Origin of the sequence: Streptomyces sp. NRRL WC-3618, assembly GCF_001280005.1 — a bacterium.
Classification (GTDB): Bacteria; Actinomycetota; Actinomycetes; order Streptomycetales; family Streptomycetaceae; genus Streptomyces.
Genome location: NZ_LGDW01000452.1, coordinates 26,164 through 52,407, shown reverse-complemented (window position 1 = coordinate 52,407; position 26,244 = coordinate 26,164). Strand labels below are relative to the sequence as shown.

21 protein-coding genes and 1 tRNA gene are annotated in these 26,244 nt (G+C 70.9%); 11 read left to right on the top strand and 11 right to left on the bottom strand.

All coding sequences use genetic code 11. The features are described 5' to 3' along the window. The first annotated feature begins 565 nt into the window (after positions 1–565). The gene (locus ADL01_RS31145; protein ID WP_053745353.1) at positions 566–1,414 is read left to right on the top strand and encodes a helix-turn-helix transcriptional regulator; all 849 of its coding nucleotides are present in this window, start codon (positions 566–568) and stop codon (positions 1,412–1,414) included. Positions 1,415–1,519: 105 nt separating this feature from the next. Next, positions 1,520–3,430 carry a ThiF family adenylyltransferase gene (locus tag ADL01_RS31140; protein WP_053745352.1) on the top strand — a complete coding sequence of 637 codons (1,911 nt, stop codon included), beginning with the start codon at positions 1,520–1,522 and terminating at the stop codon, positions 3,428–3,430. Positions 3,431–3,771: 341 nt separating this feature from the next. Here the strand turns inward: ADL01_RS31140 and ADL01_RS31135 are convergent. Continuing rightward, a tRNA-Pro gene (locus ADL01_RS31135) sits at positions 3,772–3,845 on the bottom strand. A gap of 168 nt (positions 3,846–4,013) precedes the next feature. On the opposite strand from ADL01_RS31135, the gene ADL01_RS31130 reads away from it, so the two are divergent. After that, entirely contained in the window at positions 4,014–4,532 is a 519-nt protein-coding gene (locus tag ADL01_RS31130; RefSeq protein ID WP_053745351.1) for an excalibur calcium-binding domain-containing protein, read from the top strand. Between the two features lie 11 nt (positions 4,533–4,543). Here the strand turns inward: ADL01_RS31130 and ADL01_RS31125 are convergent, their stop codons facing one another. The 5 genes from ADL01_RS31125 to ADL01_RS31105 all read right to left on the bottom strand — a co-directional run bounded on the left by ADL01_RS31125 (position 4,544) and on the right by ADL01_RS31105 (position 10,240). After that, positions 4,544–5,311, bottom strand: a complete 768-nt coding sequence (locus tag ADL01_RS31125) for an NPP1 family protein (RefSeq protein WP_053745350.1) — start codon at positions 5,309–5,311, stop codon at positions 4,544–4,546. A 117-nt stretch (positions 5,312–5,428) separates the two neighbouring features. Next, positions 5,429–6,340 carry a YceI family protein gene (locus ADL01_RS31120; RefSeq protein WP_053745349.1) on the bottom strand — a complete coding sequence of 304 codons (912 nt, stop codon included), beginning with the start codon at positions 6,338–6,340 and terminating at the stop codon, positions 5,429–5,431. A gap of 114 nt (positions 6,341–6,454) precedes the next feature. Next, complete coding sequence (locus ADL01_RS31115; protein ID WP_420719757.1) at positions 6,455–7,501, bottom strand: maleylacetate reductase; 1,047 nt, start codon at positions 7,499–7,501, stop codon at positions 6,455–6,457. Positions 7,502–7,536: 35 nt separating this feature from the next. Next, positions 7,537–8,463 (bottom strand): intradiol ring-cleavage dioxygenase, encoded by a 927-nt coding sequence (locus ADL01_RS31110; protein WP_053745347.1) that lies wholly within the window; start codon positions 8,461–8,463, stop codon positions 7,537–7,539. 37 nt (positions 8,464–8,500) lie between these two features. Then, positions 8,501–10,240 carry an FAD-dependent oxidoreductase gene (locus tag ADL01_RS31105; protein ID WP_053745346.1) on the bottom strand — a complete coding sequence of 580 codons (1,740 nt, stop codon included), beginning with the start codon at positions 10,238–10,240 and terminating at the stop codon, positions 8,501–8,503. Between the two features lie 169 nt (positions 10,241–10,409). On the opposite strand from ADL01_RS31105, the gene ADL01_RS31100 reads away from it, so the two are divergent. Both ADL01_RS31100 and ADL01_RS31095 read left to right on the top strand, forming a co-directional pair. Further along, a complete protein-coding gene (locus ADL01_RS31100; RefSeq protein ID WP_053745345.1) occupies positions 10,410–12,155 on the top strand; it encodes a helix-turn-helix domain-containing protein in 1,746 nt (581 codons plus the stop codon). Between the two features lie 115 nt (positions 12,156–12,270). Continuing rightward, positions 12,271–13,428 carry a Gfo/Idh/MocA family protein gene (locus ADL01_RS31095; RefSeq protein WP_053745369.1) on the top strand — a complete coding sequence of 386 codons (1,158 nt, stop codon included), beginning with the start codon at positions 12,271–12,273 and terminating at the stop codon, positions 13,426–13,428. 225 nt (positions 13,429–13,653) lie between these two features. Here ADL01_RS31095 and ADL01_RS31090 read toward each other — a convergent pair whose 3' ends face one another. Beyond that, a complete protein-coding gene (locus tag ADL01_RS31090; protein ID WP_053745344.1) occupies positions 13,654–14,676 on the bottom strand; it encodes a LacI family DNA-binding transcriptional regulator in 1,023 nt (340 codons plus the stop codon). A 114-nt stretch (positions 14,677–14,790) separates the two neighbouring features. Between ADL01_RS31090 and ADL01_RS31085 the strand changes: the two genes are divergently transcribed. From ADL01_RS31085 to ADL01_RS31075, 3 genes are all read left to right on the top strand, one after another. Beyond that, a complete protein-coding gene (locus tag ADL01_RS31085; protein WP_053745343.1) occupies positions 14,791–15,969 on the top strand; it encodes a phytanoyl-CoA dioxygenase family protein in 1,179 nt (392 codons plus the stop codon). Between the two features lie 13 nt (positions 15,970–15,982). Beyond that, positions 15,983–16,759: an SDR family oxidoreductase gene (locus ADL01_RS31080; protein ID WP_053745342.1), complete on the top strand. Its 777-nt coding sequence runs from the start codon at positions 15,983–15,985 to the stop codon at positions 16,757–16,759. A gap of 85 nt (positions 16,760–16,844) precedes the next feature. Next, positions 16,845–17,849, top strand: coding sequence for a Gfo/Idh/MocA family oxidoreductase (locus tag ADL01_RS31075; RefSeq protein WP_053745341.1), 1,005 nt, complete (start codon positions 16,845–16,847; stop codon positions 17,847–17,849). 1 nt (position 17,850) lies between these two features. On the opposite strand, the gene ADL01_RS31070 is transcribed toward ADL01_RS31075, so the two are convergent. The 4 genes from ADL01_RS31070 to ADL01_RS31055 all read right to left on the bottom strand — a co-directional run bounded on the left by ADL01_RS31070 (position 17,851) and on the right by ADL01_RS31055 (position 22,046). Continuing rightward, positions 17,851–18,870 (bottom strand): Gfo/Idh/MocA family protein, encoded by a 1,020-nt coding sequence (locus ADL01_RS31070; protein ID WP_053745340.1) that lies wholly within the window; start codon positions 18,868–18,870, stop codon positions 17,851–17,853. A 146-nt stretch (positions 18,871–19,016) separates the two neighbouring features. Further along, the gene (locus ADL01_RS31065; protein WP_053745339.1) at positions 19,017–19,949 is read right to left on the bottom strand and encodes an ATP-binding cassette domain-containing protein; all 933 of its coding nucleotides are present in this window, start codon (positions 19,947–19,949) and stop codon (positions 19,017–19,019) included. A gap of 4 nt (positions 19,950–19,953) precedes the next feature. Then, on the bottom strand, positions 19,954–21,027 hold the full coding sequence (locus ADL01_RS31060) for an ABC transporter permease (protein WP_053745368.1): 1,074 nt from the start codon (positions 21,025–21,027) through the stop codon (positions 19,954–19,956). A 5-nt stretch (positions 21,028–21,032) separates the two neighbouring features. Then, positions 21,033–22,046, bottom strand: a complete 1,014-nt coding sequence (locus ADL01_RS31055; protein ID WP_053745338.1) for a substrate-binding domain-containing protein — start codon at positions 22,044–22,046, stop codon at positions 21,033–21,035. A gap of 497 nt (positions 22,047–22,543) precedes the next feature. Between ADL01_RS31055 and iolB the strand changes: the two genes are divergently transcribed. From iolB to ADL01_RS31040, 3 genes are read left to right on the top strand one after another with little or no spacing between them, the layout of a single operon-like run. Then, complete coding sequence (iolB, locus tag ADL01_RS31050; protein ID WP_053745337.1) at positions 22,544–23,440, top strand: 5-deoxy-glucuronate isomerase; 897 nt, start codon at positions 22,544–22,546, stop codon at positions 23,438–23,440. Beyond that, positions 23,440–25,326: a 3D-(3,5/4)-trihydroxycyclohexane-1,2-dione acylhydrolase (decyclizing) gene (iolD, locus tag ADL01_RS31045; RefSeq protein ID WP_053745336.1), complete on the top strand. Its 1,887-nt coding sequence runs from the start codon at positions 23,440–23,442 to the stop codon at positions 25,324–25,326. The genes iolB and iolD overlap by 1 nt, the downstream gene beginning before the upstream one ends. A 34-nt stretch (positions 25,327–25,360) precedes the next feature. Further along, positions 25,361–26,146, top strand: a complete 786-nt coding sequence (locus ADL01_RS31040; protein ID WP_053745335.1) for a GntR family transcriptional regulator — start codon at positions 25,361–25,363, stop codon at positions 26,144–26,146. The last annotated feature ends 98 nt before the right edge of the window (positions 26,147–26,244 follow it).

The following is a 26,244-nucleotide window of genomic DNA, read 5'->3' as shown; positions in this document are numbered from 1 at the left end:
GAGGCGCCAAGCGGGCGAAGGAGGCCAGGATTTCACCCCCTAGCATCTCATTATCCGGTTTCTGTTCGCTTTATGACCTTCAGTTCATCGGGCAGGGTATGAACCTCTCTTCGGGACAGCTGGCAGAGTTACGCGTGTTGGCGGCGGACTGGCACGTGACGGTAGATATGGCATTAAGGGACCCCATCGTGTTATGGGCCGGCGAGGGGTGCCGCCGTAAAGACATCGCCGAATCGGCGGGGGTGTCTGCGCGAGCAGTGGACCGCACCAGGATCCGCTATGCGGAACTCGCTCCGGCGGGCCTGGTGGAAAAGAAGCGTGGTGGTGGGAAAGACCAGGTGCCACCGCAGACCCGCCCCACCAGGAGACCTCGTACGACCACGCCCCGCGGCGGTCGGACGGCTCTCCCCCACCCCCGTCCGATGGAGAACCGGGTCCCCCACACGGCCTTCTCAGTCCAACCTGACGAAAGAGACAAGGGCGCCCGACACAGGACACTCCACCGGCGCCGGCCGAGCGCTGCACACCCGGGTCCCTTCCGGCCCCGCCCGAAAGAGGTACTGCCTTGTCCATCCTGCCCAAGGCCACGATTCTGGAGCCACACCCAGAGCCCGTCGGGGCGAAGTCCGGGGACCCGTCGACACCAGCGCCCCCGCCGGCGGTCACCGCGGCACTCGGCATCGTCCATCTCGACACCGGCCTCCGGGTCGTGGAGGCGAACGACGCGCTCTGCGAGCAGTTCGGGATCGTTCTCGAGGAGATGACGGGGGAACCCCTGTCACGGCTCTTCCACCCGACGGCCGCGGCGAGCCTGGAGGAACACTTCTCCCAGCTCGTCGACGGGCGGTGCGGTAACTTCAGCATCCGCCTGATGCTCGTGGACGGGAACCTCACGGACAGGGACTGTCTGGTCACGGGCATCGCGCTCGACACCGTCCTGCACGTCTGCCGCACCGACTGCGCCGCGATCGCGATCATCGTCCCGGACGCCGTCCACAGCCCCCCACTCCCACTGGCCGCGGCGCTCGCCGAGGTGCCCGCCCGCATCCTGGAAGGCGTGGCCGCCGGGCTGTCCACCCAGCAGTTGGCCTCCCGGCTCGGCCTCAGCAGCCACGGCGTCGAGTATCACATCAGCGCGATGCTGAGGAAGCTGAAGGCCCCCACCCGGTCCGCGCTGGTCGCCCGCGCCTACGCTCTCGACATCCTCGTCCCGCACTGCTGGCCGCCCCGGATCAGGCCCCAGCAGACGACGCGGTTCCCGGTCGGCGGGTCCGCCTGCCCCACCTCGGCCCCCGCGCCCGCGGACCTCGCCCGTGGACCGGCTCCCCGCCCGTCCGACAACGTCGTCGACGCACGACGGCCCGCACCGGTGCTCGCCGCAGGCGGCCACCACCCGGAACTGGAACGCGCATGAGCCGAACACACCCCCGGCCCCCCTCCCACCAGCGCCGTACGGCACTTCGCTCCACCGCTGCCGGAGCGCGGACCCCACACGAGCGCCGAGCGAACGGAACCAGCCATGGCCACTGACACCCACCGGGCGGACATCGACGTGGTGGCCGCCGGGGCCGAGGCGGTGAGCCGCAACGCCGGCATCCTCAGCGAACGGGAACAGGCGGCCGTACGCGCCGCGACCGTGCTCGTGGCGGGATGCGGAGGCGGCGGCGGGGTCGTCGAACCACTGGCCCGGCTCGGTGTGCTGCGCTTCCGGCTTGCCGACCCCGACACCTTCGACGTCTCGAACCTGAACCGGCAGGCCTGCGTACAGGCCGACCTGGGCCGTTCGAAGCCCGAGGCGATCGCCGACCGGATTCGCGCGCTCAACCCGTCGGCCGAAGTGACCGCCTATCCGCAGGGGTTGACCCTGGAGAACCTCGACGAGGCACTCGACGGCGCTCACATCGTCTTCGACGGCATCGACCCGACGATGTCGTCCTGGGTCAAGTACCAACTGCACGAGCGGGCGGCCCGGCTCGGCATCCCCGTCCTGGCGGGTATGGACTTCGGCGGGAAACCGACCTTGTACGTCTTCGACTACCGGCGCAACCCGGTGCCGTTCTACGGCAGGGCGAGCGCCGAGGCGCACCGCGAGAACCGCGTGTGGGAATCGTTGCGGTGGATCGGCAAAACCCAGGTCCCCAGCGACTTCCTGGCCGTACAGACGGACCGGATCGTCAACGGGGGCGCCTGGCCGCAGATCGGCTACTGCGTCCTCGGCCTGGCCACACTGACCGCCAGAGCGGTCGTGGACCTGCTCATGAACCGCAGGACACGGGACATCATCACCCTGGACGTGCACGCCGCGGTCATGACCCGCCCGGCCGCCCTGCTGCACCGGGCGAGGCTGCCGGTGGAGATCGCACGGTCCCGTCTGGCGCTGCGCGCCGCCGCCCGGCGCGGTCCCCTCCGGCCCTCGGCCCCGCCACAGCCCCCGCGCCCGCTGCCCGAGCGGCTCGCCACCGTGCTGGACGGCGCCCGGCTCGCTCCTTCCGCCTTCAACGCCCAGCCGTGGGCGTTCGAACTCCTCGACGACCGCACGGTGCGGCTGGCGCACGACCCGCAGCGCTGGCCCGCCGCTGTCCGGGATCCGCTGGGCTGGGCGGAGAGCCTCGGCTGCGCTCTGGGATCCATGGCCTACCTGGCGCACGGCAAGTGGGAGGCCTCGACCGCGTCGGATCAGCCGGCCGACGAGGACGGGACGTCCGCGTTCGTCGGCCGGTTCCACTGCGACCGCCTCCGCGACGACGTCCTCGTCCGGCAGGGCGCGCTCGGCCTGCGCTCCACCCACCGGGAGGGCCTGCTGCGCACCCCTCTCGACACGGCGACGGCGAAGCGGATCGAGCTGCTGTGCGCCGAGCGGGACCTCGTCCTGGAGACGGTGACCGGCCCCACCGCCCTGGCCCGGCTCGCCCGGACCGAGCTCGACTCGGCCATGGCCGCCGATCCGGCGTCGGACGCCCCACTCCGGGCCTGGCTGCGGGAACGCGCACGGAACGACAGCGGCCACCGTTCCTTCGGGGACCCCCGCGACCTCCTCGACCTCTCGGGGGCGACCGGCGTGCTCGCCCGCGCCGTCGACCGCGAGGCGGTACCGCGGGCGCTGGTCCGCCAACTGGCCTCGGCGGCGGCCGGCGTCCGGGCACGGAGGCTGCGCGACTGCGGGGCCGTGCTCGTCCTGCGCGGCCCGCGCCGAACCGTCGCCGACCGCCTCGAAGCGGGAGCCACACTGATGCACATCTGGCTCGCACTGACCGAGGCCGGATACGCCGTCCAGCCGCTGGGCGCCGAGTTCGGTAGCCCGGCGGCCGGACTCGGCCCCGACGGGGACAACGAGGTCCTGGCGGTCCTGCGCACCGGACGGGCCACGACCACACCGCTCCACCGGAGCGCGCGCTGCCCGCTCGAGGACTCCGTCCGGTGGGCCGAATAGCCCTCAGCCCCGGTCAGTCACCGGAGCGGGACCTCACCGCCAACGGCCTTCGCCGCGATGGGCTGCGACGGCCGCGATGACCTGGCTCAGGGACCGTCCGCCGAGCAGTCATCTACCCGCTGGGGTCTGTCAAACGAACGACTCTGCCCCGTAATCGGTGGCACCGAAGGGTGACAACCGTCGTTGGCATGGCGTGCGAGATGTCAACGAGCTCGTGGGTGGGGTGTTTTCGGGAGTGTCGGCCCTCATCGTCGAGGGGTCTCCAAGAACAGCCGAGGGCCGGTTTCGGATATCTCCGAAACCGGCCCTCACCTGCGACTGTCTCCAGTCGGGACGACCAGTCGGGACGACAGGATTTGAACCTGCGACCCCTTGACCCCCAGTCAAGTGCGCTACCAAGCTGCGCCACGTCCCGGTGCGTCGACCCGCGGTTGCCCGGCGTGATCGCACAGACAAACCCTACCGCACACCCGCCCGTGCCTCCGAGCGGTCACGGAACGGTCACCGGGACACCAAGGGACCCTTATCGCCCCAACCGACGCTCTAACGTCGTCCCACCCGAAACACAACAGGGGGGACGAGCATGAGCAACCCGTACAACACTCCCGGCAACCCGCCCCAGACTCCGCCACCGAGCCCGGCACCGGACCGGCGGGGCCCGAGATGGGCGCGTAAGAGATTCGTGCTGCCCGCCATCGGGCTCGCGTTCGTCATCGGCCTCGCCATGAGTGGGGGCGGCCAGGAGGACGGGAAAGACCCGGTGTCCGCCGACCCACGGCCGACCGCGACCGTCACCGCCACGGCGACCGCCACAGTTACGGCCACGGCTACGGCCACCGAGACCGCCACGCCCGAACCCGCCGCCACGGTCACCGTGCGGGCGACGAGGACGGTGACGGCCGAACCGGCAGTGGACGCCGACACCGGATCCGACGGCGGATCAGACGGGGGCTCCGGAAGCGACGGGGGCTCCGGTGGCGGCGACGTGTACTACCAGAACTGCGCGGCGGCCCGCGCCGCCGGAGCCGCCCCGGTGCATGTCGGTGATCCCGGCTACGCACCGCATCTCGACCGGGACGGCGACGGCGTCGGCTGCGAGTGACCGGAGCGGTGTCAGGCGCTCGGGTCGAATGCGATGCCCGCCGGCATGGCCTTCGCCAGGTGGGAGTTGAAGTTGCCGTCCTTGAGGCCGAAGTTGGCGCTGCCCCAGTCGGCGGAGGTCAACTTGTCGCGGACGCCTGACGGGTAGCCGTTCCAGCCGACGAGCGCCGGGAACTGCCAGGTCCCCTTGTGGTTCTCCGGCGGCTCGTCGTTGCTGCCCGCGAGGCGGAAGCAGTGCGTCCTGATGCCGTCCTTGTGATAGACGATCTTGGGGTGCGTGCCGTCCCAGCGGACCTCGTCCCGGTTGTGGACGGTGAAGCCGCCGTGGTTGGACGTCGAGACGTACTGCGCCACGCCGTCCCGCACCCACACCACCACGTGCTCCCAGTCGTGCCGGTGCCCGCCGATGCCGCTGCCCGCGACGGCCTGGTCCTTCTCGAAGTAGAGGCCGTAGATGATCGCGCACCAGCCGTTGTTGCACTTGTAGCGGGCGTAGCCGTTGGTGTTGTCGAGGTGGGCGGCGGTCCTGCACTGCCCGTTGAGGGCGCCGGACGGTTTGAGGCCACCGTTGAGGATGCCCGTGGGACCGATGGCGGCGCTGGAGTAGCAGCCGTCCGTGTCGTAGTCGTAGGCCGGCTGGTACGTCTGCTCGGTGCTGTCCGCGTTGGCGGGCAGGGCGCCGGGCGGGTCGGCGAGGGCGGTACCGGGGAGGGCGACGACCAGCGCGACCGCGCTGCCGAGGACGAGCGAGGCTCTGCGGGTGCGGACATGTCTGGTCACGGGGGCCTCCTGATCGAATGACGCCCCGGGGAAAGGCGCTCGGTCAGATTGGCATGCCCACACCACGAACGGGTCACTCGGAAGGAAATGTTCAGGGACTCCCGGCAGACTTCTTGGCTATTCCGGCGGCGTCGGCGTGCCGTGCGTCCTGTACATCGCCTGTATGTCCAGCTCCAGTTGGACCGTCGGGCCGACCACGGCGATGCCCCGGGCCAGCATGGAACGCCAGTTGAGGGTGTAGTCCTCGCGATGCAGTTCCGCCCGGGCCAGGGCCGCGCAGCGCAACTCCTCGCCGTAGCCGCCGTTGACCGACCCCAGGTAGGTCGTGTCCAGCGACATGGAGCGGCTCACCCCGTGCATCGTGAGCGACCCCTGCACCACCCATTTCGCACCGGCCCGGTAGGAGAAACGCGAGCTCACGAAGTCGATGTGCGGATAGCGCTCGACGTCCAGGAAGTCCGCCGACCGCAGATGGTTGTCCCTGGTCCGGTTCCCGGTCGTGATGCTCGACGCGTCGATACGGACCTGGACCCGGGAGTCGGTCATCGTCCGCGCCACCTGGATACCGCCCTCGAACCGCTCGAAGCGGCCGTGCACATGGCCCATGCCGACATGCTTGGCGATGAACCGGATCGCGGTGTGCGGCGGGTCGAACAGCCAGCTGCCGGGCACCGGCAGATCCAGCGGCCGGGCCGGCTCCAGCCGCACACGTTGCGCCGGGAGCATCACGCCGTCGAGGAGATCTACCCTCTCGCGGTACGGCGTCAGCCCCTCGGCGCTGACCATGAGGCTGTAGCTGCCCGCCGGCAGCACGGCGAGGAAGTAGCCGTACGGGTCCGTCGTACCGCGTGCCACCACCTGGTGGACGCCGGTCGCGCTCACCGTCACCTCTGCGCCGCCCATGGGCTGGCCCAGCGGGTCGAGGACCTCGCAGCCGAGGGCGCCGGCTCCGGGCGGCAGGGCGAGTGAGAGGCCCTCGCGATCGGTGACGCCTTTGGAACGCAGGCGCCTGAGCAGTGCGAGGGCCATGAGGATTACCTTTCTGCCGTACTTACTTGCCGTACTTACTTGCCGTACTTCTGTGCCGTACCTGTGCGTCGTACTTCTCTGCCGTACTTCTGTGTCGTTCTGCTCTCGTTGTTCTCAGGCCGTCGTTCCGGGCGCCGCACCCCGGTATGCCGCGCGCAGCAGGCCGAGTACGCCCTCCGGTGTGACCTCGCGCGGGTTGGCGTACGGCTGTTGACCGGTGACCTGGGTGGCCGCGACCGCCATGTCGGCCTCGGTGAGGCCCAGTTCGGCGAGGGAACGCGGGGCGCCGAGGCGTCCGGCCAGCTCCCACAGGGCGGTTGGGGCATCGGGTGCGCCGCCCAGCGCTCGGGCGACGGCGTCGGCCGCGTCCGGTGCGGCGGGCGCGTTGTAGGCCAGGGCGTGCGGCAGGACCACCGTGTGGGTCTCGGCGTGCGGCAGGCCGAAGGCGCCGCCGAGGACATGGCACAGCTTGTGGTGCAGGCCCATCGTGGTGGCGCCGAGGCAGGAGCCGCACAGCCACGCCCCGTACAGGGCCCGGCCGCGCGCGTCGAGGGACGCGGGGTCGGCGGCCACGTCCGGGAGCGCCTCGGCCATCGCCCGTACGCCCTCCCTCGCCATCAGGGAGACGAGCGGCGAGGCGTCGGGGGCGTAGAGGGCCTCCACCGCGTGCGCGATCGCGTTGATGCCGCTGGTGACCGAGAGCGGGACCGGCAGGGAGAGGGTCAGTTCGGGGTCGTACACGACACTGCGCGGGAGGACGGACCGGTCGCGGCCGGTGCGTTTCACGCCCTGCTCGGTCAGGCCCCAGACGGGGGTCATCTCCGAGCCGGAGTAGGTGGAGGGCACGGCGATCAGCGGCAGCCCGGTGCGCAGCGCGATCGCCTTGCCGAGGCCGATCGCGCTGCCGCCGCCGACCGCCACACACCCGTCGGCGCCCACCGCGAGCGCCACCTCGACCGCCCGGTCGGCGACTTCGACGGGGACGTGCATCCTCGCCTCGTCGTGCAGACCCGCCAGGGCCGGTCCGAGCGAGTCGCCGACCGCCTGAGCGGTGTCCTTCCCGCGTGTCCCGCACACCACCAGCAGGCGTCGCAGGCCCAGCCGTTCGGCTTCCCCGGCCGTCGCGGTCACGGCGGCCCCGGCCCGCAGCACGACCCGCATCGGCTGGGCCTCGTACACGAAGTCCGTTGCGCCGCTCACGGCTTCCTCTCCGACTTCTCCGCCTTTTCCGACTTCTCCAGTACGAGGTCGAAGCGCGCGTGCCGGAAGGGGTTCGGGACGCCGAACTCGGCTGCCAGGGACGGGTCGTCGGTCTCGGTGAAGTCCTGGACCAGGCTCTCCTTCACCGCGAACACGGCGTCCGAGTCGAGGTAGTCGCTGCCCGCGACGAAGATGTGGGTGGTGACGGGCTCGTGGCCCCCGGCGGTGGCGATGAAGTGGATGTGGGCGGGACGGTAGGGGTGCCGGCCGGTGGCGTGGAGCAGGTCGCCGACCGGGCCGTCCGTAGGGATCGGGTACGGGCTCGGCACACAGGTGCGGAACCAGAAGCGGCCCTCCGCGTCGGCGGTGAAGAGCCCGCGACCGTTGCCCGGTGGCTGGACGTCCGGCTGCTGGACGTCGTAGTAACCCTCGGCGTCGGCCTGCCAGACGTCAAGTACCGCTCCGAGCAACGGAGTTCCGTCCCGGTCGAGCACCCGTCCGCTGACCACGCAGGGTTCGCCCGCGCCCACCAGGTCGATGTCGGCGCCGAGTTCCCGTACCGGCGACTCGGTCATGTGGAAGGGACCGAGCACGGTCGACTCCGTGGCACCCGGGTCCCGGTGGCCGTTGAGGGTCTCCACGAGCATCGACACGCCGAGGACGTCCGACAGGAGGATGAACTCCTGCCGGGTGTCGGTGCAGGTCTGCCCGGTCGCCGTCAGGAAGCCGATGGCCCGCTCCCACTCCTCCATCGTCGGCTCGGTCTCCCGTACGAAGGCGTGGAGGTGCCGGGTGAGGGCGGTGAGCAGCTCGCGCAGGCGCGGGTCGGCGGTCCCGCTCATGCTGTCGACGACGGCCTCGGTGACGGCGGTCGTGAATCCGGCGCCCTCACCGTCGTCATGTGGTGTGGGTTCAGTGGTCATGCCGCGCTCCTCGTCCCGTCCGTCCTGTGCTGTCCCGTCAGGCATGTCCGAGGATCTGCCGCAGCGCGTCCGTCAGCAACTGTTCGGCGTCCTCGGCCGCTTCGGCGTGTCGGAAGGCGACGAACCCGTCCGGGCGTACGAGGAGTACGCCAGCGTCGGAGATCTCACTGAGGCCGGCCCAGTCGCCGTACGGGTCCTCGTACTCCTGGCCGGGGCCGACGACGACCGTGGCGATGTCGAGGGGCTGGGCCTTCGCCGCGCGTACCCAGGCGTCGCCGCCGATGCCGGTGAGGAGGGTGAAGCGGCCCCGGCCCACGGTGTCGAGGGTGGACAGGGTGCGGGTTCCCGAGGTGAGCCAGGCGTGCGGGACGCGGGCGCCGGGGCGGGTGGAGGGCTGGTGGTGCAGTTCGGGGTCTCGGGCGAAGCCGGGGTCGGGGGTGCCGTCCGGGACGATCGCGCCGGACTCGTAGCGCTGGTTGAGGTCGACTCCGTGGGCGTTGAACTCGTACACCTTGGCGGCGATCGCCTCGCGCAGCCGGGCGCGCTGTGCGGCGGCGGCCTCGGTGGCGTCCTTGCGGGCGGCGATGTTGGCCCACAGTTCCTCGGGGGTCTGCGGGGAGAGTCCGTCGAGGGCCTCGAAGATGGGGGCGGTCTCGGCGATGGACTTGTTGGCGCGGGTGACGATCTGCTTGCCGACGGGGGCACGTTCCGCGGTGTAGCTGTCGAGCAGCGTGGGGGCGGCGGCGCCGTCGAGGACCAGTTTCAGCTTCCAGGCCAGGTTGTAGGCGTCCTGGATGGAGGTGTTCGAGCCGAGCCCGTTGGACGGCGGGTGCCGGTGGACGGCGTCACCGGCGCAGAAGACGCGCCCGTTGGCGTAGGTCTCGGCGTACATCTCGTTGACCGTCCAGGCCGAGGACGACTTGATGGTGACGGGGATGTCGTCGTCGCCGACGAGCCTGCGGACGACTCCCTCGGCGTACTCGGTGGTGAGGTCGGGGGCGCCGGCGGTCACGTCGTAGCCCCAGACGATCATCCACTCGTTCCAGGGGCGGACGTTGCGGACGAGGCCCGCGCCGATGCCGCCGACGGTGGCGCCGGGGGCGAGGACCCAGTAGAGGGTGGAGGGGCGGTGGGCCGTGTACTTGGTGAGGTCGGCGTCGAAGACGATGTTGATGCTGCCGGCGACACCCATCTGGCCGCCCATGGGCAGTCCGGCGTCCTCGGCGACCTTGGAACGGCCACCGTCCGCTCCGATGAGATAGCGGGCGCGGATCTCGTACGTGTCGCCGCGCAGCCGGTCACGGACGGTGGCCGTGACGCCGGAGTTGTCCTGAGTATGCGTCAGGTACTCGGTCTGGAACCGGAGTTGGGTGCCGCGGGCGACAGCGGCATCGACCAGGACCGGCTCCATCAGGTGTTGCGGCAGGTCGCACATGCGGGTGGGGCTGGCCAGTTCGTGCGCGGCCTGGACGAGCGGGTCGTTGCCCCATGAGCGGACCCGGCCCAGTTCCTCGCCGGCCAGGCTGGTGCAGAAGGTGGTGTTGCCCATGAGGTGCTGGGGCGTGGCCCTGGCGACCACGTCCTGCTCCACGCCGAGGTCGCGCAGGACCTCCATCGTGCGCTGGTTGGTGATGTGCGCGCGGGGCGTGTCGGCGAGGCTCGCGTACCGGGTGACGACGATGTTGGGTACGCCGTAGGTGCTCAGCGCGAGCGCGGCCGACGCGCCGGCGGGGCCACTGCCCACGATCAGTACATCGGTGTCGACAACGGTATGCACGGGAAGCACTCCAGACGCTGGGTATGCCGCGCGCGGGGAAGAATAGGCGGCCATCGATGATCGTGGAGCGGAACGGCCGTCCTTGGGTGTCTCAATACGAGACACCCGCGTACGCCCTCTGTACCTCCCCGACGGTCGCCGGACCCGGCCCGATACCGTGACTGGCGCCATGAGCACAGCCGACGAATCTCCCGCCCTCCTCCTGCTCAGTCAGGCACGCCAGCGGTTCCTGACCGGGCGCCCCCTGCCCGCCGACGTCCCCGACGAGACGGTGGCGGCCTGGCGGCGCGCCCGCTTCCTCGGGGTACGGCACGACGTGCGCCGGGCCGGTTCCGCCGACGAACCGTCCGCCGGGTCGGCGCTGTCGGCGGCGGCCCGGCCTGTCCTCGAACGGCTCGCCCCGGCGCTCGGCGCCCGCTCGGCGCTGCTGCTCACCGACGAACGGCCGCGGGTGCTGTGGGCGGCGGGCGACGCTCCCGGGGGCCAGGCGGGCCGCGATCTGGCCGAGCGGGAGGTCGGGCACAACAGCGCGGCGCTCGCCCTGCGCGTGCGGCGGCGCGCCGAGGTGCACGGCCCCGAGCACTTCCTGGACGCGTGGCAGGACGTGTCGGCGGTCAGCGTGCCGGTGTTCGCCCCGGAGTCCGGCCGGCCCCTCGGCACGATCACCGTCACCTCGGAGCTGTGCGCCGGCGAGGGCCCGCATCCCGGCGCGGCCCTCGCGGAGGCGGCAGCGGCGGCGGTGGAGGCGGAGTTGCTGGCCCGCTCCCGGTCGGCGGAGCGGACGCTCCTCGCCGCGTACGCACGGGCGGCGAGGGGACAGGGCGGTGGGCAGGAGCGTGCGGTGGTGGCCCTGGACGGGCGCAACCGGCTGGTGAGCGAGGCGGCGGTGCGGTTGGTGTCGCCGCAGGTGCTGGAGTCGCTGGAGCGGGGCGCGCGGGCTTTGGTCCGGTCGGCGGCGCCTGTCGTGTCGTACGACATCGCGCTGCCCGAAGGGGCGGGCTGCAGCGCCGAGTTCCGTCCGGTACGGGAGGAGGGCGGCGGTCGGCTGCTCGGGATCGTCGCCGTCCTGGAGCCGGTCGAGGCGGGGACGGGGGTACGGACCGCGCTACGGGCGGTGCCACGGGTGGTGGCGGGGCGGCACGGGGGGAGTTCGGTGCCGTGGCTCCACGCGGTGCGCCGGGCAACGGAGTTGGCGCGCGGGAACGAACCGCTCCTGCTGACCGGGGAGCGCGGCTCCGGCAAGACCACGCTGGCCCGCGAACTGCTGGGCGCCACCGAGCCGTTGGTCCGCGACGCCGCCGATTCACCCGAACTCGACCTGCCCGACGCCGAGTTGACGCACGGCCGACCGCTTCTCCTGCGGCACGCCGAGCGGCTCGCCCAGTCCGACGTCGCGGCGCTGAACACGCTCCTCGACGAGCGTCCGGACGTCCGGCTGCTCGCCACGTACACACCCGGCACTCCCCCGGGCCCCTGTCTCCAGCGGTTCCTGGACACGCTGGCCGCCCGCTCGGTCACCTTGCCCGCACTGCGTGAACGCCCCGAGGACATCCGCGAGTTGCTCCCGGCGCTGGCTCCGAGGCCGGCCGGCGGCACGCCACCGCTCACCTGGACGCTGGACGCGCTGCGGGCGCTGGAACGCCATCCGTGGCCCGGGAACCTCACCGAACTCGCCCACCTGGTGCGGACGTTGGCGGAGAACCGGCGAGCGGCGGGGCCGGTCAGGCGATCCGAACTCCCCGATCCGGTACGGGAAGGGCCCGCCGTGCGCCCGCTCAGCCCGATGGAGCACGCCGAGCGCACCGCGATCCTCCAGGCGCTGCGCCGCAACGGCGGCAACAAGGCGCGTACGGCGACGGACCTGGGCATCGCCCGCGCGACGCTCTACCGGAAGCTGCGCGAGTACCGGGCCTGAAACCGGCGACACCTCATTGGTCCTTATGTCCTGTCAAAGTATTGACAGGAAAGGCCGACGCCGCCGAGGGTGAGTGGGAAACGATCCGGACCGGTCCGAAGAGGGGCTGTCAGTCATGGCAAATACGCTCGGTGTCGCCGTCGTGGGGTTCGGCTGGATGGGGCGGGTGCACACGCAGGCGTACGTCCGCCTGGCGCACCATTTCCCCCAGCTGGAGCTGCGGCCCGAGCTGGTCATGGTCGCCGACGAGGTGCCCGGCCGGGCCGAGGAGGCCGCCGCGCAGTTCGGGTTCGCCTCGACGACCCGGGACTGGCGTGACATCGCCAACGACCCTCGGGTGGGGGCCGTGAGCATCACCGCGCCCAACTTCCTGCACCGGGAGATCGGCGTCGCGATGGCCGAGGCGGGCAAGCACATCTGGATCGAGAAGCCGGTCGGCCTGTCGGCGGCCGACGCGGGCGCGGTCGCCGACGCGGTCGCCAAGGCCGGCGTACAGGGCACGGTCGGCTTCAACTACCGCAACGCCCCTGCCGTGGAGCGGGCCCGGCAGCTCATCGCCTCCGGCGGGATCGGCACGGTGACGCATGTCCGCGTCCGTCTGTTCAGCGACTACGCGGCCCATCCGGACGGGGCCCTGACCTGGCGATACGAGCGGGAACGCGGCGGCAGCGGAGTGCTGGGCGACCTCGCCTCGCACGGCGCGGACCTGGCCCGCTTCCTGCTCGGCAACATCGCCGCGCTCATCGCCGACACGGCCGTCTTCGTACCCGAACGGTCCCGTCCGACGGGCGCGACGGCCGGGCACGCCCGGGCTTCGGGCGGTGAGCTGGGCCCAGTGGAGAACGAGGACTACGTCTCCTGCCTGCTCCGTTTCACCTCGGGCGCCCGGGGGGTGCTGGAGGCGTGCCGGGTGTCGGTCGGCGAGCAGAACAACTACGGCTTCGAGGTGCACGGCACGAAGGGCGCGGTGTTCTGGGACTTCCGCCGGATGAACGAGCTGGGCGTGAGCACCGGCGCGTCTTACCAGGACCAGCCGGTCAGTACGGTGTTCGTCGGGCCGGGCGACGGGGAGTTCGGGGCGTTTCAGCCGGGGGCGGCGAATGCGATGGGGTACGACGATCTGAAGGTGATCGAGGCGGAGCGGTTTGTGCGGTCGGTGGGTGAGGGGACGCCCTACGGGGCGACGTTGGCGGATGCGGTGTGGAGCGCTGCGGCGGTGGGTGCGATGAGTCGGTCTGTGGAGTTGGGGGCGTGGGTGGAGGTGGGCGTGTAGGGGGCCTTTCGTTGGGTGCGGGCCGGTGGGGGCTTGTCGCGCAGTTCCCCGCACCCCTATCAGGGCCCTTCCGCAGCCCCGACCAGGTCGTTGACCGGGGGCCAGTGAGGGTGTAGCGGCTGGTTCGTTGGGGGCGGGCCGATGGGGGCTTGTCGCGCAGTTCCCCGCGCCCCTTTCGGGGCGCGTCCGCGCCCGAATCGAGACGGCCCTGCGTCCCCAGGACCGTCAGCATGGGGGCATGTTGTACGGGGTCACCACCTGGATCGCCGATGGTAGGGGCGGGGTCGCCGGCGGTAGGGCGCCGTGGGTGCGCATGATGGTGCGGCAGGTCTCTTGCATGTCCTGGCGGAGGTCGTGGTGCAGGACGCAGGACAGGCGGTGTTCTCGCAGCAGGCGGGTGTTGTCGTGGTCGAGGTCGTGGGCGACGAACACCGCGCACTCTCGCCCCAGGTCCTCGAAGGCCCGTAGCGTCGCGATATTGCCACCGCCGATCGAGTAGACCGCCCGGATGTCGGCGTCGCGTTGCAGGGCGTCGCGGACCAGGTCGTACTGAGTGGCGTCCAGGCCCTGGCCCTCGGTGATCTCGACGAGGGCGCGCTCGGGGTGCCGAGCCCGCATGGCGCCCCGGAAGCCCATCTCGCGTTCCTCCTCGTTGCGGAAGAAGCCGCTGCTGAGGCTGGTCAGCACGTTGCCGGGGCGGTCGCCGAGCCACTGGCCCATGAGGTACGCGGCGGTGGCGCCGGCGGCCCGGTTGTCGATGCCGACGTAGGCGAGGCGGGCGCTGGAGGGCAGGTCGGTCACCAGGGTCACGACCGGGATGCCGGCGGCCACCAGGCGGCCGACGGCGGCTGTGATCTCGGGGACGTCCGGTGCCTTGACGATGACGCCCTGGGAGCCGCGCCGGGCGATGCGGTCGAGGGTCGCCACCAGTTCGGTCACCGGGCCGGTCTCGCGGAAGTGGAAGCGGGAGCGCACGACTGCCGGGTGGAGGGCTGGCAGCTCGGCCTCCAGGGCGGCCCGGACGGCGGTGGTGAACCGCTCCGGCGCCTGCATCACGATGTCGATCATGAACGTGCGGCCGACCAGCCGGACCTGGGTGCGCTGGCGGTCCAGGTCCGCGACGGCCTGCCGTACCTCCCGCTGGGTGCTCTCGCGCACACCGCCCCGGCCGTTCAGGACGCGGTCGACGGTGGCCTCGCTGAGGCCGGCCTGACGTGCGATCTCCCGGATGGGGTAGGGATGACCCATGGGAGGGCTCCTCGGCTAGGTCGTGAGGGGTTTTTGATGGCTGCCTGCTGGTTGTTTGACGAGTTTGTCATGACAACAATGACAGCGACCACGACCGTCGAGAGAAGGACGACGATGTCCCTCACCGCCGCACAGCGCCCCGCGTGGCTGTCCGCACAGGACTGTGATCTCGACGCCTTCCGCGCCGAGGCCGAGCGGACGACCGACGCCGCCGACTACCCGTACTCGACCGCCGTCCGCGACAACGTCCTCGTCTACGACAGTGAGCGGCTGCGCACCGCCGTCACCGCACCCGACGGGCGCCGGCAGGTCCTGGCGGAACTGGTCCGGGCGCTCACCGACGGGCCCGGCGTCGTGGTCCTCCAGCGGGCCTTCGCCGATCCGGCGGTGGTGGACTCGGCGACCGCCGCCTTCGAGTCTCTGATCGCCGACCAGCGGGCCGCCGGGACCACCGCGGGCGACCACTTCGCCAAGCCGGGGGCCAACGACCGGGTGTGGAACGCCCTGGAGAAGACGGCTCTGCGCGCCCCGGAGGCGTTCGCCGACTACTACGCCAACGACATGGTCGCCCTCGTCTCGACGGCCTGGCTCGGCCCCGGCTACCAGGTCACCTCGCAGATCAACGTGGTCAATCCCGGTGGCGAGGCCCAGCGTCCGCACCGCGACTACCACCTCGGCTTCCTGTCCGACGAGGCGGCGGCCGCCTACCCGGCGCACGTCCACCGGCTGTCCCCCGTGCTGACGCTGCAGGGCGCGGTCGCCCACATCGACATGCCCGTCGAGTCCGGGCCGACGCTGTACCTGCCGTACTCGCACACGTACGAGCCCGGCTATCTCGCGTGGCGGCTCCCGGAGTTCAGGGCGTACTTCGACGCCCACCACGTGCAGCTGCCGCTGGCCAAGGGCGACGCGGTGTTCTTCAACCCGGCGCTCTTCCACGCGGCCGGCACCAACCGCTCCGCGGACATCCGCCGGATGGCGAACCTCCTCCAGGTGTCCTCCGCGTTCGGGCGGGCCATGGAGACCGTGGACCGGGAGGCGATCGTGAACGCGGTCTACCCCGTGCTGCTCGCCCGCAAGGCCGAGGGGGCGGGCGACGCCTGGCTCGAGGCGGTCGTCGCGGCCTCGGCCGAGGGCTACCCCTTTCCCACCAACCTCGACCGGGATCCGCCGGTCGACGGCCTGGCCCCGCCCTCGCAGGCGGACCTCGTACGGCGGGCGCTGCGCGAGGAGTGGACTCCGGAGGCGCTCCGCGACGCGATGCGGGCCGGCGCCGAACGACAGACGAGCTGAGGAACGAGACGGCATGGCACTTCTTCAGGACAAGGTCGTCCTCGTCAACGGCGGCAGCCAGGGCGTCGGGGCGGCCATCGCCCGGGCCGCCGTCCGCGAGGGCGCCGTCGTCGCGGTGACCGGGCGGCGCCCGGAGCCGGGCGAGGCGCTGGTCGCGGAGCTGACGGCGGCGGGCGGCAAGGCCATGTACGTACGTGCCGACCTCTCGGACGCCGAGCAGGCGAAGGCGTCCGTGGCCGAGGTGATCGCCGCCCACGGCCGGATCGACTGCCTGGTCAACTCGGCGGGCCTGACCTCGCGCGGCACGCTGCTCGACACCACGCCCGAGCTGTTCGACGCGCACATCGCGATCAACCTCAAGGGCCCGTTCTTCGCCATGCAGGCGGCGGTGGCGGACATGGTGGCGCGCAAGGCGCCCGGCACGGTCGTCAACATCATCACGTCCTCGGCGCACGGCGGGCAGCCCTTCCTGGCCCCGTACGTCGCCGCGAAGGCCGGTCTCATAGGCCTGACCCGCAACGCGGCGCACGCGCACCGCTGGGACCGGGTCCGGATCAACGGTCTGAACATCGGCTGGACCGCGACGGAGGGGGAGGACGCCACCCAGCGGGCCTTCCACGGAGCGGGCGACGACTGGCTCGACCAGGCCGCCGAACGCCTGCCGATGGGCAAGCTCGGCCAGCCGGACGAGATCGCGGACTTCGTGGTCCTCCTGCTGTCCGACCGGTCGGGGGTGGTCACCGGTTCGGTGATCGACTGGGACCAGAACGTCCTGGGCGGCCTGGACTGACGCCTCCTTCACTCACCTTCCTCGCAGCACACCCGCAACACCCGCCCCACACAGCACCCGCCCCACACAAGGAGCAGCACAGCCCATGCGTATCGGAATCCTCGGCCTCGGCCGCATCGGCGCCTTCCACGCCGAGACCCTCTCCGGTCTCGACGCCGTCGACTCCCTCGTGGTCAGCGACCCGTTCGCGGCGGCCGCCAAGACCGCCGCGGAGCGCTTCGGCGCCCAGGTCGCGGACTCCCCGGAGGCCCTGCTGGCCGCCGGTGTGGACGGCATCGTCGTCGCCGCCGCGACGGACGCCCATCCGGCGCTGATCCTCGCCGCCGTCGAGGCGGGTGTGCCGGTGTTCTGCGAGAAGCCGGTGGCCCGCACGATGGCCGAGGGGGTCGCGGTGCTGGGCGCCGTGAAGGACAGCGGTGTCGAGATCCAGATCGGCTACCAGCGCCGCTTCGACGCGGGCTTCAGCGCCGCCCGGGACGCCGTCCGCAGCGGCGAGCTGGGCCTCCTGCACTCCGTCCGGTCGACCACGCTGGACCCGGCGCCGCCGCCGGCCGCGTACATCGCCGCCTCCGGGGGCATCTTCCGGGACTGTTCGGTGCACGACTTCGACATCATCCGCTGGGTGACGGGCCGCGAGGTGACCGAGGTGTACGCGGTCGGCGGCAACCGGGGTGCCGACTACATCAAGGAGGCGGGCGACGCCGACACCACCGGCGCGATCCTCACCCTGGACGACGGCACGATCGCCGTGGTCTCCAACTCCCGTCACAACGCCCGTGGTTACGACGTCCGTATGGACCTGCACGGCTTCAAGGACAGCATCTCCGTGGGCCTGGAGGACAAGCTCCCGCTGCGCTCGGTGGAGCCGGGTGTCACCTTCCCGGCGGGTGTGCCGCACGACTTCTTCATGGACCGCTTCGTCCCGGCCTACCGCGCCGAGCTGACGGCGTTCACGGAGGTCGTCGCGGGCCACCGCACCTCCCCGTGCACGGTCGCCGAGGCGCTGGAGGCGGGCTGGATCGCGGACGCGTGCACGCTGTCGCTCCAGGAGCACCGCCCGGTGCGTGTCGAGGAGGTACGCACGGTCTGAGTCAGCGGTACAGCGCGGGCCGTTCCACGAGTTCCACCTCGACGCGCCGCCCCTCGGTCCGCGCGCGTACGCCGGCCTCGCAGACCGCGGCCACCGCGTAACCGTCCCAGACACCGGGCCCGGTGACCTCGCCGCGCCGGGTGGCGTCGACCCATGCCTGGACCTCACGGTCGTACGCGTCCTCGAACCGCTCGATGAAGTCCTGGGCGATGGCCCCGCCCCAGCGGCCGTCCGAGTTGACGACCATGCCGTGCCCGTCGCCGATCCGCGCGGTCCCGCGTTCGCAGACCACCTCGGCCTGCACCTGGTATCCGAAGCCGCAGTTGACGTTGATCTCGACGTCGACGATCGCGCCGCCGTCGGTCTCCATCACGACGAACTGGGGGTCCTGAAGGCCGTCCGGCGCGTTCCGGGACGGCCTCGGACACAGCACGGTGACCGCGGTGATCTCCTGTCCGAGGAGCCACCGGGTCACGTCCATCTCGTGCACCACGGAGTCGTTGATGTGCATCGCGCTGGTCCACCAGGGCGGGGAAGCCAGGTTGCGATGCCGGTTGTGCAGCATGAGCGGCCGGCCCAACCGCCCTGTGTCGAGGAGTGACTTGAGCTTCAGGTACTCGCTGTCGTAGCGCCGCATGAACCCGACCTGAACCCGGCGGTGCCCCAACTTCCGCTCGGCCTCCAGCACCCGCAGCGCGGAAGCCGCGTCGGGTGTGAGCGGCTTCTCGCACAACACCGGCAGGTCGTAGGAGAACGCCGCGAGCAGGGCCGCCTCGTGAGCGGCCCCGGGCGAGGCGATGAGTACGGCGTCGACATCGGGGGACGCCATGGCGGCGACGGGGTCCGCGTACGCCGTACAGCCGTCGACACCGGCGGCGACCGACTCGGCCCGCTCCTGATCGACGTCCACGACGGCGACCACCCGGGCCCCGCTGGTGACTTCCTCAATACGACGAACGTGATCGGCACCCATCTTCCCGGTACCGATCACGAGAACGCCGAGCGTGTCACGGCTCTTCATGGAGAAAGGGTGCCCCTTTCGGCATACGGCGAGCCGACCCACCCAGGGGCGCGGGGCTGTGACATTTGCGGCTCCGCCGCGCGGGCGCGACAAGCCGCAACGGACCCGCACCCGCCGAACAACCGCGCGTCCCCTCACGCTACGCGCTACACCGACTTCCCCTGCGAGGGGGCGGCGACGGGTGCCGTCAGGTCCTCCACCTCGGGGAGTTCATCGACGTCCACCCCCCGCACCTGCGCCAACTCATGCTTGAGCGCAGCGAGTTCCGCCCCGCCCGCCATGTGGTTGGTGAGCTCTTCGAGGCTCACCTCGCTGCGGGCGGCGGACAGTTCCATGGTGCCCAGGCGCAGGACGCTGAAGTGGTCGCCGACCATGTAGGCGTGGTGGGGGTTGTGGGTGATGAAGATGACGCCCAGGCCCTTGTCGCGGGCGGCGGCGATGTACTTGAGCACGACACCGGACTGCTTGACGCCGAGGGCGGCGGTGGGCTCGTCGAGGATGAGGACACGGGCCCCGAAGTAGACGGCGCGGGCGATGGCCACGGACTGGCGCTGGCCGCCGGAGAGGGTGCCGATGGGCTGGTCGAGGTCGTCCAGGACGATGCCCATGTTGCGCAGTTCCGCATCCGCGGTCTGCTTCATCTTCTCGATGTCGAGGCGGCGGATCGGCCAGGGGCCCTTGGTCATCTCGGAGCCGAGGAAGAAGTTGCGCCACACCGGCATCAGCGGCACCGTCGCGAGGTCCTGGTAGACGGTGGCGATACCGGCGTCCAGTGCCTCGCGGGGTGTGCCGAAGTGGACGGGGCTGCCGTCGATGAGGAGTTCGCCCTCGGTGTGCTGGTGCAGCCCGGAGATGATTTTGATCAGCGTGGACTTGCCGGCGCCGTTGTCGCCCAGCACGCAGGTGACCTGGCCGGAGCGGACGGCGAGGTTCACGCCGTGCAGGGCACGGACGTTGCCGTACGACTTGCCGGTGCCCCGCAGTTCGACGATCGGCGCGGCGTCCTGGGGCTCGGGCGAACTGCCCTCGGCGTCCTCGGTGGGTGTGCCGTTGGGCGAGGTGGATTCGTTGGTTGTCATCAGTTCACCTCCGGGTCGCCTGGCGGCGGACCCACAGATTGACGAGGGCGGCGACCAGGAGCATCACGCCGAGGAACGCCTTGAACCAGTCCGGGTTCCAGTTGGCGTAGACGATGCCCTGGGAGACCATGCCGAAGATGAAGGCGCCGATGACCGGGCCGATCGCCGAGCCGTAGCCGCCGGTCAGCAGGCAGCCGCCGATGACCGCCGCGATGATGTAGAGGAACTCGTTGCCCACGCCCTGGCCGGACTGCACCGTGTTGAACGAGAAGAGCAGGTGCATGCCCACGAACCAGGCGCCCACGCCCACGCCCATGAACAGAGCGATCTTCGTGAAGTTGACCGGGACACCGACCGCGCGGGCGCTGTCGTTGCTGCCGCCGACCGCGAAGATCCAGTTGCCGAACCTGGTGCGCAGCAGCAGCCAGGTGGCGATCGCGGCGAACACCAGCCAGTACACGATCGTGATCTTGAAGCTGACGCCACCGATGCTGAACTCGGAGGCGAAGACCTTCTTGGCCTGGTCGAAGCCGTCCATGTCGGCGATCGAGTCGCTCGCCACGTTGCCGGTGAAGATCTTCGTGACGGCGAGGTTGGCGCCCTGCAGGATCAGGAACGAGCCCAGGGTGACCAGGAAGCTCGGCAGTCCCGTCCTGATCAGCAGCCAGCCGTTGAACGCCCCCACGGCGAGGGAGACGACCAGCGCGACGAACACGCCCGTCCACACGTTCATGGACAGCTGGAAACTGAGGATCGCGGCGGTCAGCGCCGACGTCGTCACCGCGACACCGGCCGACAGGTCGAACTCCCCGCCGATCATCAACAGCGCCACCGGCAACGCCATGATGCCCATCACGGACGCCTGGTAGAGCACGGTCGCCAGCGCACTGGTCTCACGGAACGAGGGCGCCACCGCGAAGAAGAACACGTACACGAGGATCGCCGCGATGAGAGCGCCGACCTCGGGGCGGCCGAGCAGCCGGCGCCCCAGGGAACGCCGGCTGGTGCGGCCGTCCTTCTGGGTGGCCGGCCGAGCCGGCGGCGAGGAACTCGCCGCCGGAGCCGTTGTCTGACCCATCGACATCACCGAGTGCCCTTCGCCGCGAACGCGGCGATCTTCTCGACGTTGGACTTGTCGACGAAGGCGGGACCGGTCAGCACGGGCTGCTCACCGCCACCGCTGTAGTTGCCGTTGTTCTTGAAGAGCCACATGGAGTCGACGGCCAGGTAGCCCTGGAGGTAGGGCTGCTGGTCGACCGCGAACTGGACGTCGCCCTTCGTGATGGCGTCCGTCATCTCCTTGTTGAGGTCGAAGGTCGCGACCTTCGCCTTGCTGCCCGCGTCGCCCACCGACTGCACCGCGGTCAGCGCGTAGCTGGCGCCGAGCGTGACCACGTAGTCGATGGCCTTGTCCTGGTTGAGCTTCGCGGTGATCGTCGACTTGACGGACGGCATGTCGGTGCCGTTGACGTTGAGGATCTCCAGCTTGCCGGTGAACGTCTTCTTCACACCGTCGCAGCGCTGGGTGAGGCCGACGTTGCCCTGCTCCTGGATGACACAGACGGCTTTCTTGGAGCCGACCTCGTTCAGCTTCTTGCCGAACGCCTCGCCCGCGACGGACTCGTCCTGGCCGAAGAACTGCTGGAGACCGAGCTTCTTCCAGTCGCTCAGGCCCGAGTTGAGGCCGACGACAGGAATGCCCGCGGCCGTCGCCTTGGCGACGACGTCCTTCATGGCGTCCGGCTTCGCCAGCGTGATGGCTATGCCGTCGACCTTCTGGTCGATCGCGTTCTGGACGAGGTTGGACTGGTTGCCCGCGTCCGGGTCGGCCGAGTAGACGAGCTTGATGTTGTCCTTGTCCGCGGCGGCCTGGGCTCCCTTGCGGACGATGTCCCAGAAGGCGTCACCGGGCGCCTGGTGGGTGACCAGGGCGACGGTCATCCGAGGGGTGGTGGCCTTGCCCGCAGAGGCGCCGGAACCGTTGTCCTCGGCCTTCTTGCCACCGGAACTGCTGGAGCAGCCCGCGAGGACCAGAGCCGCTGCCGCGGCAGCGGCAACAACGGGGGCGATTCTGCGGGAGCCAGAAGAGCGAGCCATCTTTCCTGCACCTCACTGTGCGACCGGGGAGAGGGGAGAGACCGGGACGATCCCGGGCCCGGGCCCCGGAGGTCCGGGCCGTGTGCCGCGAACACGGCAATCGTGTACGGCGGTTGTGTACGGCAGTCGTGTTGGGACCGAATCCAATTCCTTGGAACTGTCCTATGTCAATACTTTGTCAAGACATCATTTCACTAGCAGGTCAGAATGTAAGAACAAACCCTTGACAGTGCCACCCTCCGAGTCCTACACCTGGGAGGACGACAGGCCCCTCCGGACCCGCATCCTCCGCAGCTCGAGGGAGCATCGTATGACCGAGTCAGCCCCGCCCTTCGACCTGGTCACCATGGGCCGCAGCGGAGTTGATCTTTATCCGCCGCAGCCCGGTGCACTCGCTGACCCTAGTGCAGACGTTCGGCGGATTGTTCGGTGGGTCCACGGGGCCCGGCTGTGAGCAGGGTCAACACGGGATCCGCTGTGAACAGGAGTGACAGACCATGACCACCGCCTACCACCTCCCGGCAGGCAAGGCCCTCGGCGACTCGTACGTCGTCGAAGTCAACCCCGAGAAGGCCGGCTGGGGCTACTCCAGCCTCCGGGTGCTGGAGCTCCCCCCGGGTGGCTCGCACACGCTTTCCAGCGGCGACAGCGAGTGGATCGTGCTGTCCCTCAGCGGTGCCTGCGCGGTCGAGACGACGGACGACTTCGGCCACTCCACTTTCGAGGTACAGGGCCGCGACAGCGTGTTCAGCGGCGTCAGCGACTTCGTGTACCTGCCCCGCGACGCTCGTACGACCATCACCTCGGCCGCGGGCGGGCGCTTCGCGCTCACCGGCGCCCGCTGCACCCGTCGGCTGCCCGCCCGCTACGGGCCCGCCTCCTCCGTTCCGGTGGAGTTGCGCGGCACCGGGAACTCCTCCCGGCAGGTCAACAACTTCGGCGCGGCCGGCGTCTTCGAGTGCGACAAGCTGATCGCCGTCGAGGTGATCACCCCCGGCGGGAACTGGTCGTCGTTCCCGCCGCACAAGCACGACGAGCACCGGCCCGGCGAGGAGTCCGTCCTCGAGGAGATCTACTACTTCGAGTTCGCGGACCACGAGGGCACGCCCGGCCTCGGCTACCAGCGGGTGTCCCCGTCCGGGCAGGGGCGGAACACGGATGTGCTGGCCGAGGTGCGTGACGGGGACGTCGTCCTCATCCCCGACGGCTGGCACGGGCCCTCCATGGCCGTGCCGGGCCACCACATGTACTACCTCAACGTCATGGCGGGTCCCGAGGACGACCGCGCCTGGCTGATCTGCGACCACCCCGATCACGCCTGGGTCCGCGGTACCTGGCCCGAGCAGCCCGTCGACCCCCGTCTGCCCCTCTACACGGCCCCGGAGAATTCCTGATGAGCGCCGCCGCCACCCCTACCCGCCGTCTGACCGTCGCCCAGGCGCTGGTGCGGTTCCTGTCCGTCCAGTACACCGAGCGCGACGGCGTACGCCACCGGCTGATCTCCGGCACGTGGGGCATCTTCGGCCACGGGAATGTCGCGGGTCTCGGCCAGGCGCTCCTGGAGGCCGGCGAGGACGCGATGCCGTTCCACCAGGGCCGCAACGAGCAGTCGATGGTCCACGCGGCCGTCGGTCACGCCCGCCAGCTGAACCGGCTCTCGACGCAGGCCGTCACCACGTCCATCGGTCCGGGCGCCACCAACCTCGTCACGGGCGCCGCCCTCGCGACGATCAACCGCCTTCCGGTGCTGCTCCTGCCCGGCGACTACTTCGCGACGCGCAGCGCGGACCCGCTGCTCCAGCAACTGGAGCACCCGGTCGAGGCCGACCTGTCCGTCAACGACACCCTGCGCCCGGTCTCGCGCTACTTCGACCGGGTCACGCGCCCCGAGGCGCTGATCCCGTCCGCGCTGAACGCCGTACGCGTCCTCACGGATCCGGTGGAGACCGGTGCCGTCACGCTCGCGCTGCCGCAGGACGTACAGGTGGAGGCGTACGACTGGCCGGAGGAGTTCTTCGCCGAGCGCGTCTGGCACGTCCGACGTCCCGCGCCCGACCCGTACGAGCTGGCCCAGGCCGTGTCGGCGATCCGGGCCGCCGAGCGCCCGCTGATCGTCGCGGGCGGCGGGATCCACCACAGCGAGGCCGAGGAGGCACTGAAGGCCCTGGTGGACGCCACCGGCATCCCGGTGGGCTCCACCCAGGCCGGCAAGGGTTCCCTGCGCTACGACCACCCCGCCGACCTGGGCGGCATCGGCCACACCGGTACGGCCGTCAGCGACGACCTGGCCCGCACCGCCGACCTGGTCATCGGCGTCGGCACGCGCTACACGGACTTCACGACCGCCTCGAACACCCTGTTCCAGAACCCCGGCGTGCGGTTCCTCAACCTGAACATCGCCGCCTTCGACGCCCACAAGCTGGCGGCGCGCCCACTCGTCTGCGACGCCCGCGCGGGCCTGACGGCGCTCACCGAGGCGCTGACGGAGACCGGGCACCGGGTCGGCCAGGCGTACGAGGCGGAGTACCGGGCGGGCCGGGAGCGCTGGGACACGGTGGTCGAGGCCGCCTTCCGTGGTGAGGACTCCGCCGTGCCGACCCAGACCCAGGTGCTGGGCGCGCTGGACTCGGTCGTCGGCGACGACGACGTGATCATCAACGCGGCGGGGTCGCTCCCCGGTGACCTGCACAAGCTGTGGCGGGCCCGCAGCCCCCGCCAGTACCACCTGGAGTACGGCTACTCCTGCATGGGCTACGAGATCCCGGCCGGGATCGGCGTCCAGCAGGCCGCCCCGGACACCCCGGTCTGGTCACTGGTCGGCGACGGCACCTACCTCATGATGCCGACCGAGATCGTCACGGCCGTCCAGGAGGGCCTGCCGGTCAACCTGGTCCTCATCCAGAACCATGGGTACGCCTCCATCGGCGGCCTCTCCGAGTCGGTCGGCGGCGAGCGCTTCGGCACCCCCTACCGCTACCGGGCCGCCGACGGCACCTTCACCGGCGACCCGCTGCCGGTCGACCTGGCGGCGAACGCGGCCAGCCTCGGCATGCACGTCCTGCGCGCCAAGACCGTGGGCGAGCTGCGCACGGCCCTGGCGACGGCACGCGCCTCGGACCGGCCGACCTGTGTGTACGTCGAGACCGACCCGACGCCGACCGCTCCCCCGGCGGAGGCCTGGTGGGACGTACCGGTCGCCGAGACCGCCACCCGGGAGTCCGCCGTACAGGCCCGAGAGGAGTACGAGCGCCAGTCCGCCGACCGCCGCCGACACCTCTGACCGTCACTATCACTATCCGAAGGGAGGTGCCCCCGTGGCGACACCCGGTGATCGCGCCCGCGCGGTGTCCGGCTCCCCGCTCGACACCATGGACTTCACGCTGGACCGCTCCAGCCCGGTTCCGCTCTACTACCAGCTGGCTCAGCAGCTGGAGGCGGCGATCGAGCACGGGATTCTGGCGCCCGGCAATCTCCTGGGCAACGAGATCGACCTGTCGGTCCGCCTGGGCCTGTCCAGGCCCACGGTCCGCCAGGCGATCCAGTCCCTGGTGGACAAGGGCCTGCTGGTACGCCGGCGAGGCGTCGGTACGCAGGTGGTGCACAGCCAGGTCAAGCGCCCGCTCGAACTGAGCAGCCTGTACGACGACCTGGAGGCGGCCGGGCAGGGGCCCACCACGCAGGTCCTGCGCAACGAGGCGAAGCCGGCGTCCGCCGAGGTCGCCGCCGCCCTCGGGGTGGAGGAGGGCACCGAGGTCGTCGTGCTGGAGCGGCTGCGCTGCACGCACGGCGAACCGGTGGCGTTCCTCTGCAATTACCTGCCCTCGGGGCTCCTCGAACTCGACGCCACCCGGCTGGAGTCGACGGGCCTGTACCGGATGCTGCGCACCGCGGGCATCACCCTGCACAGCGCCCGCCAGACCGTCGGCGCCCGCTCGGCCACGGCGGCGGAGGCGAAACGCCTGGAGGAGCCAGAGGGCGCCGCCCTGCTCACGATGCAACGGACGGCGTACGACGACACGGGACGCCCCGTGGAGTTCGGCACGCACATCTACCGGGCATCGCGGTACGCCTTCGACTTCCAGCTGCTGATGCGCCCCTGAACGACGCCATGGCCCTCCAGTGGGGGGCGCGCACCGGTGTCGTGTGCCCGCCGCGCGCGAGGGGCGGGAGCGGGGCGTGGCGCCGGACACCCTGGTGA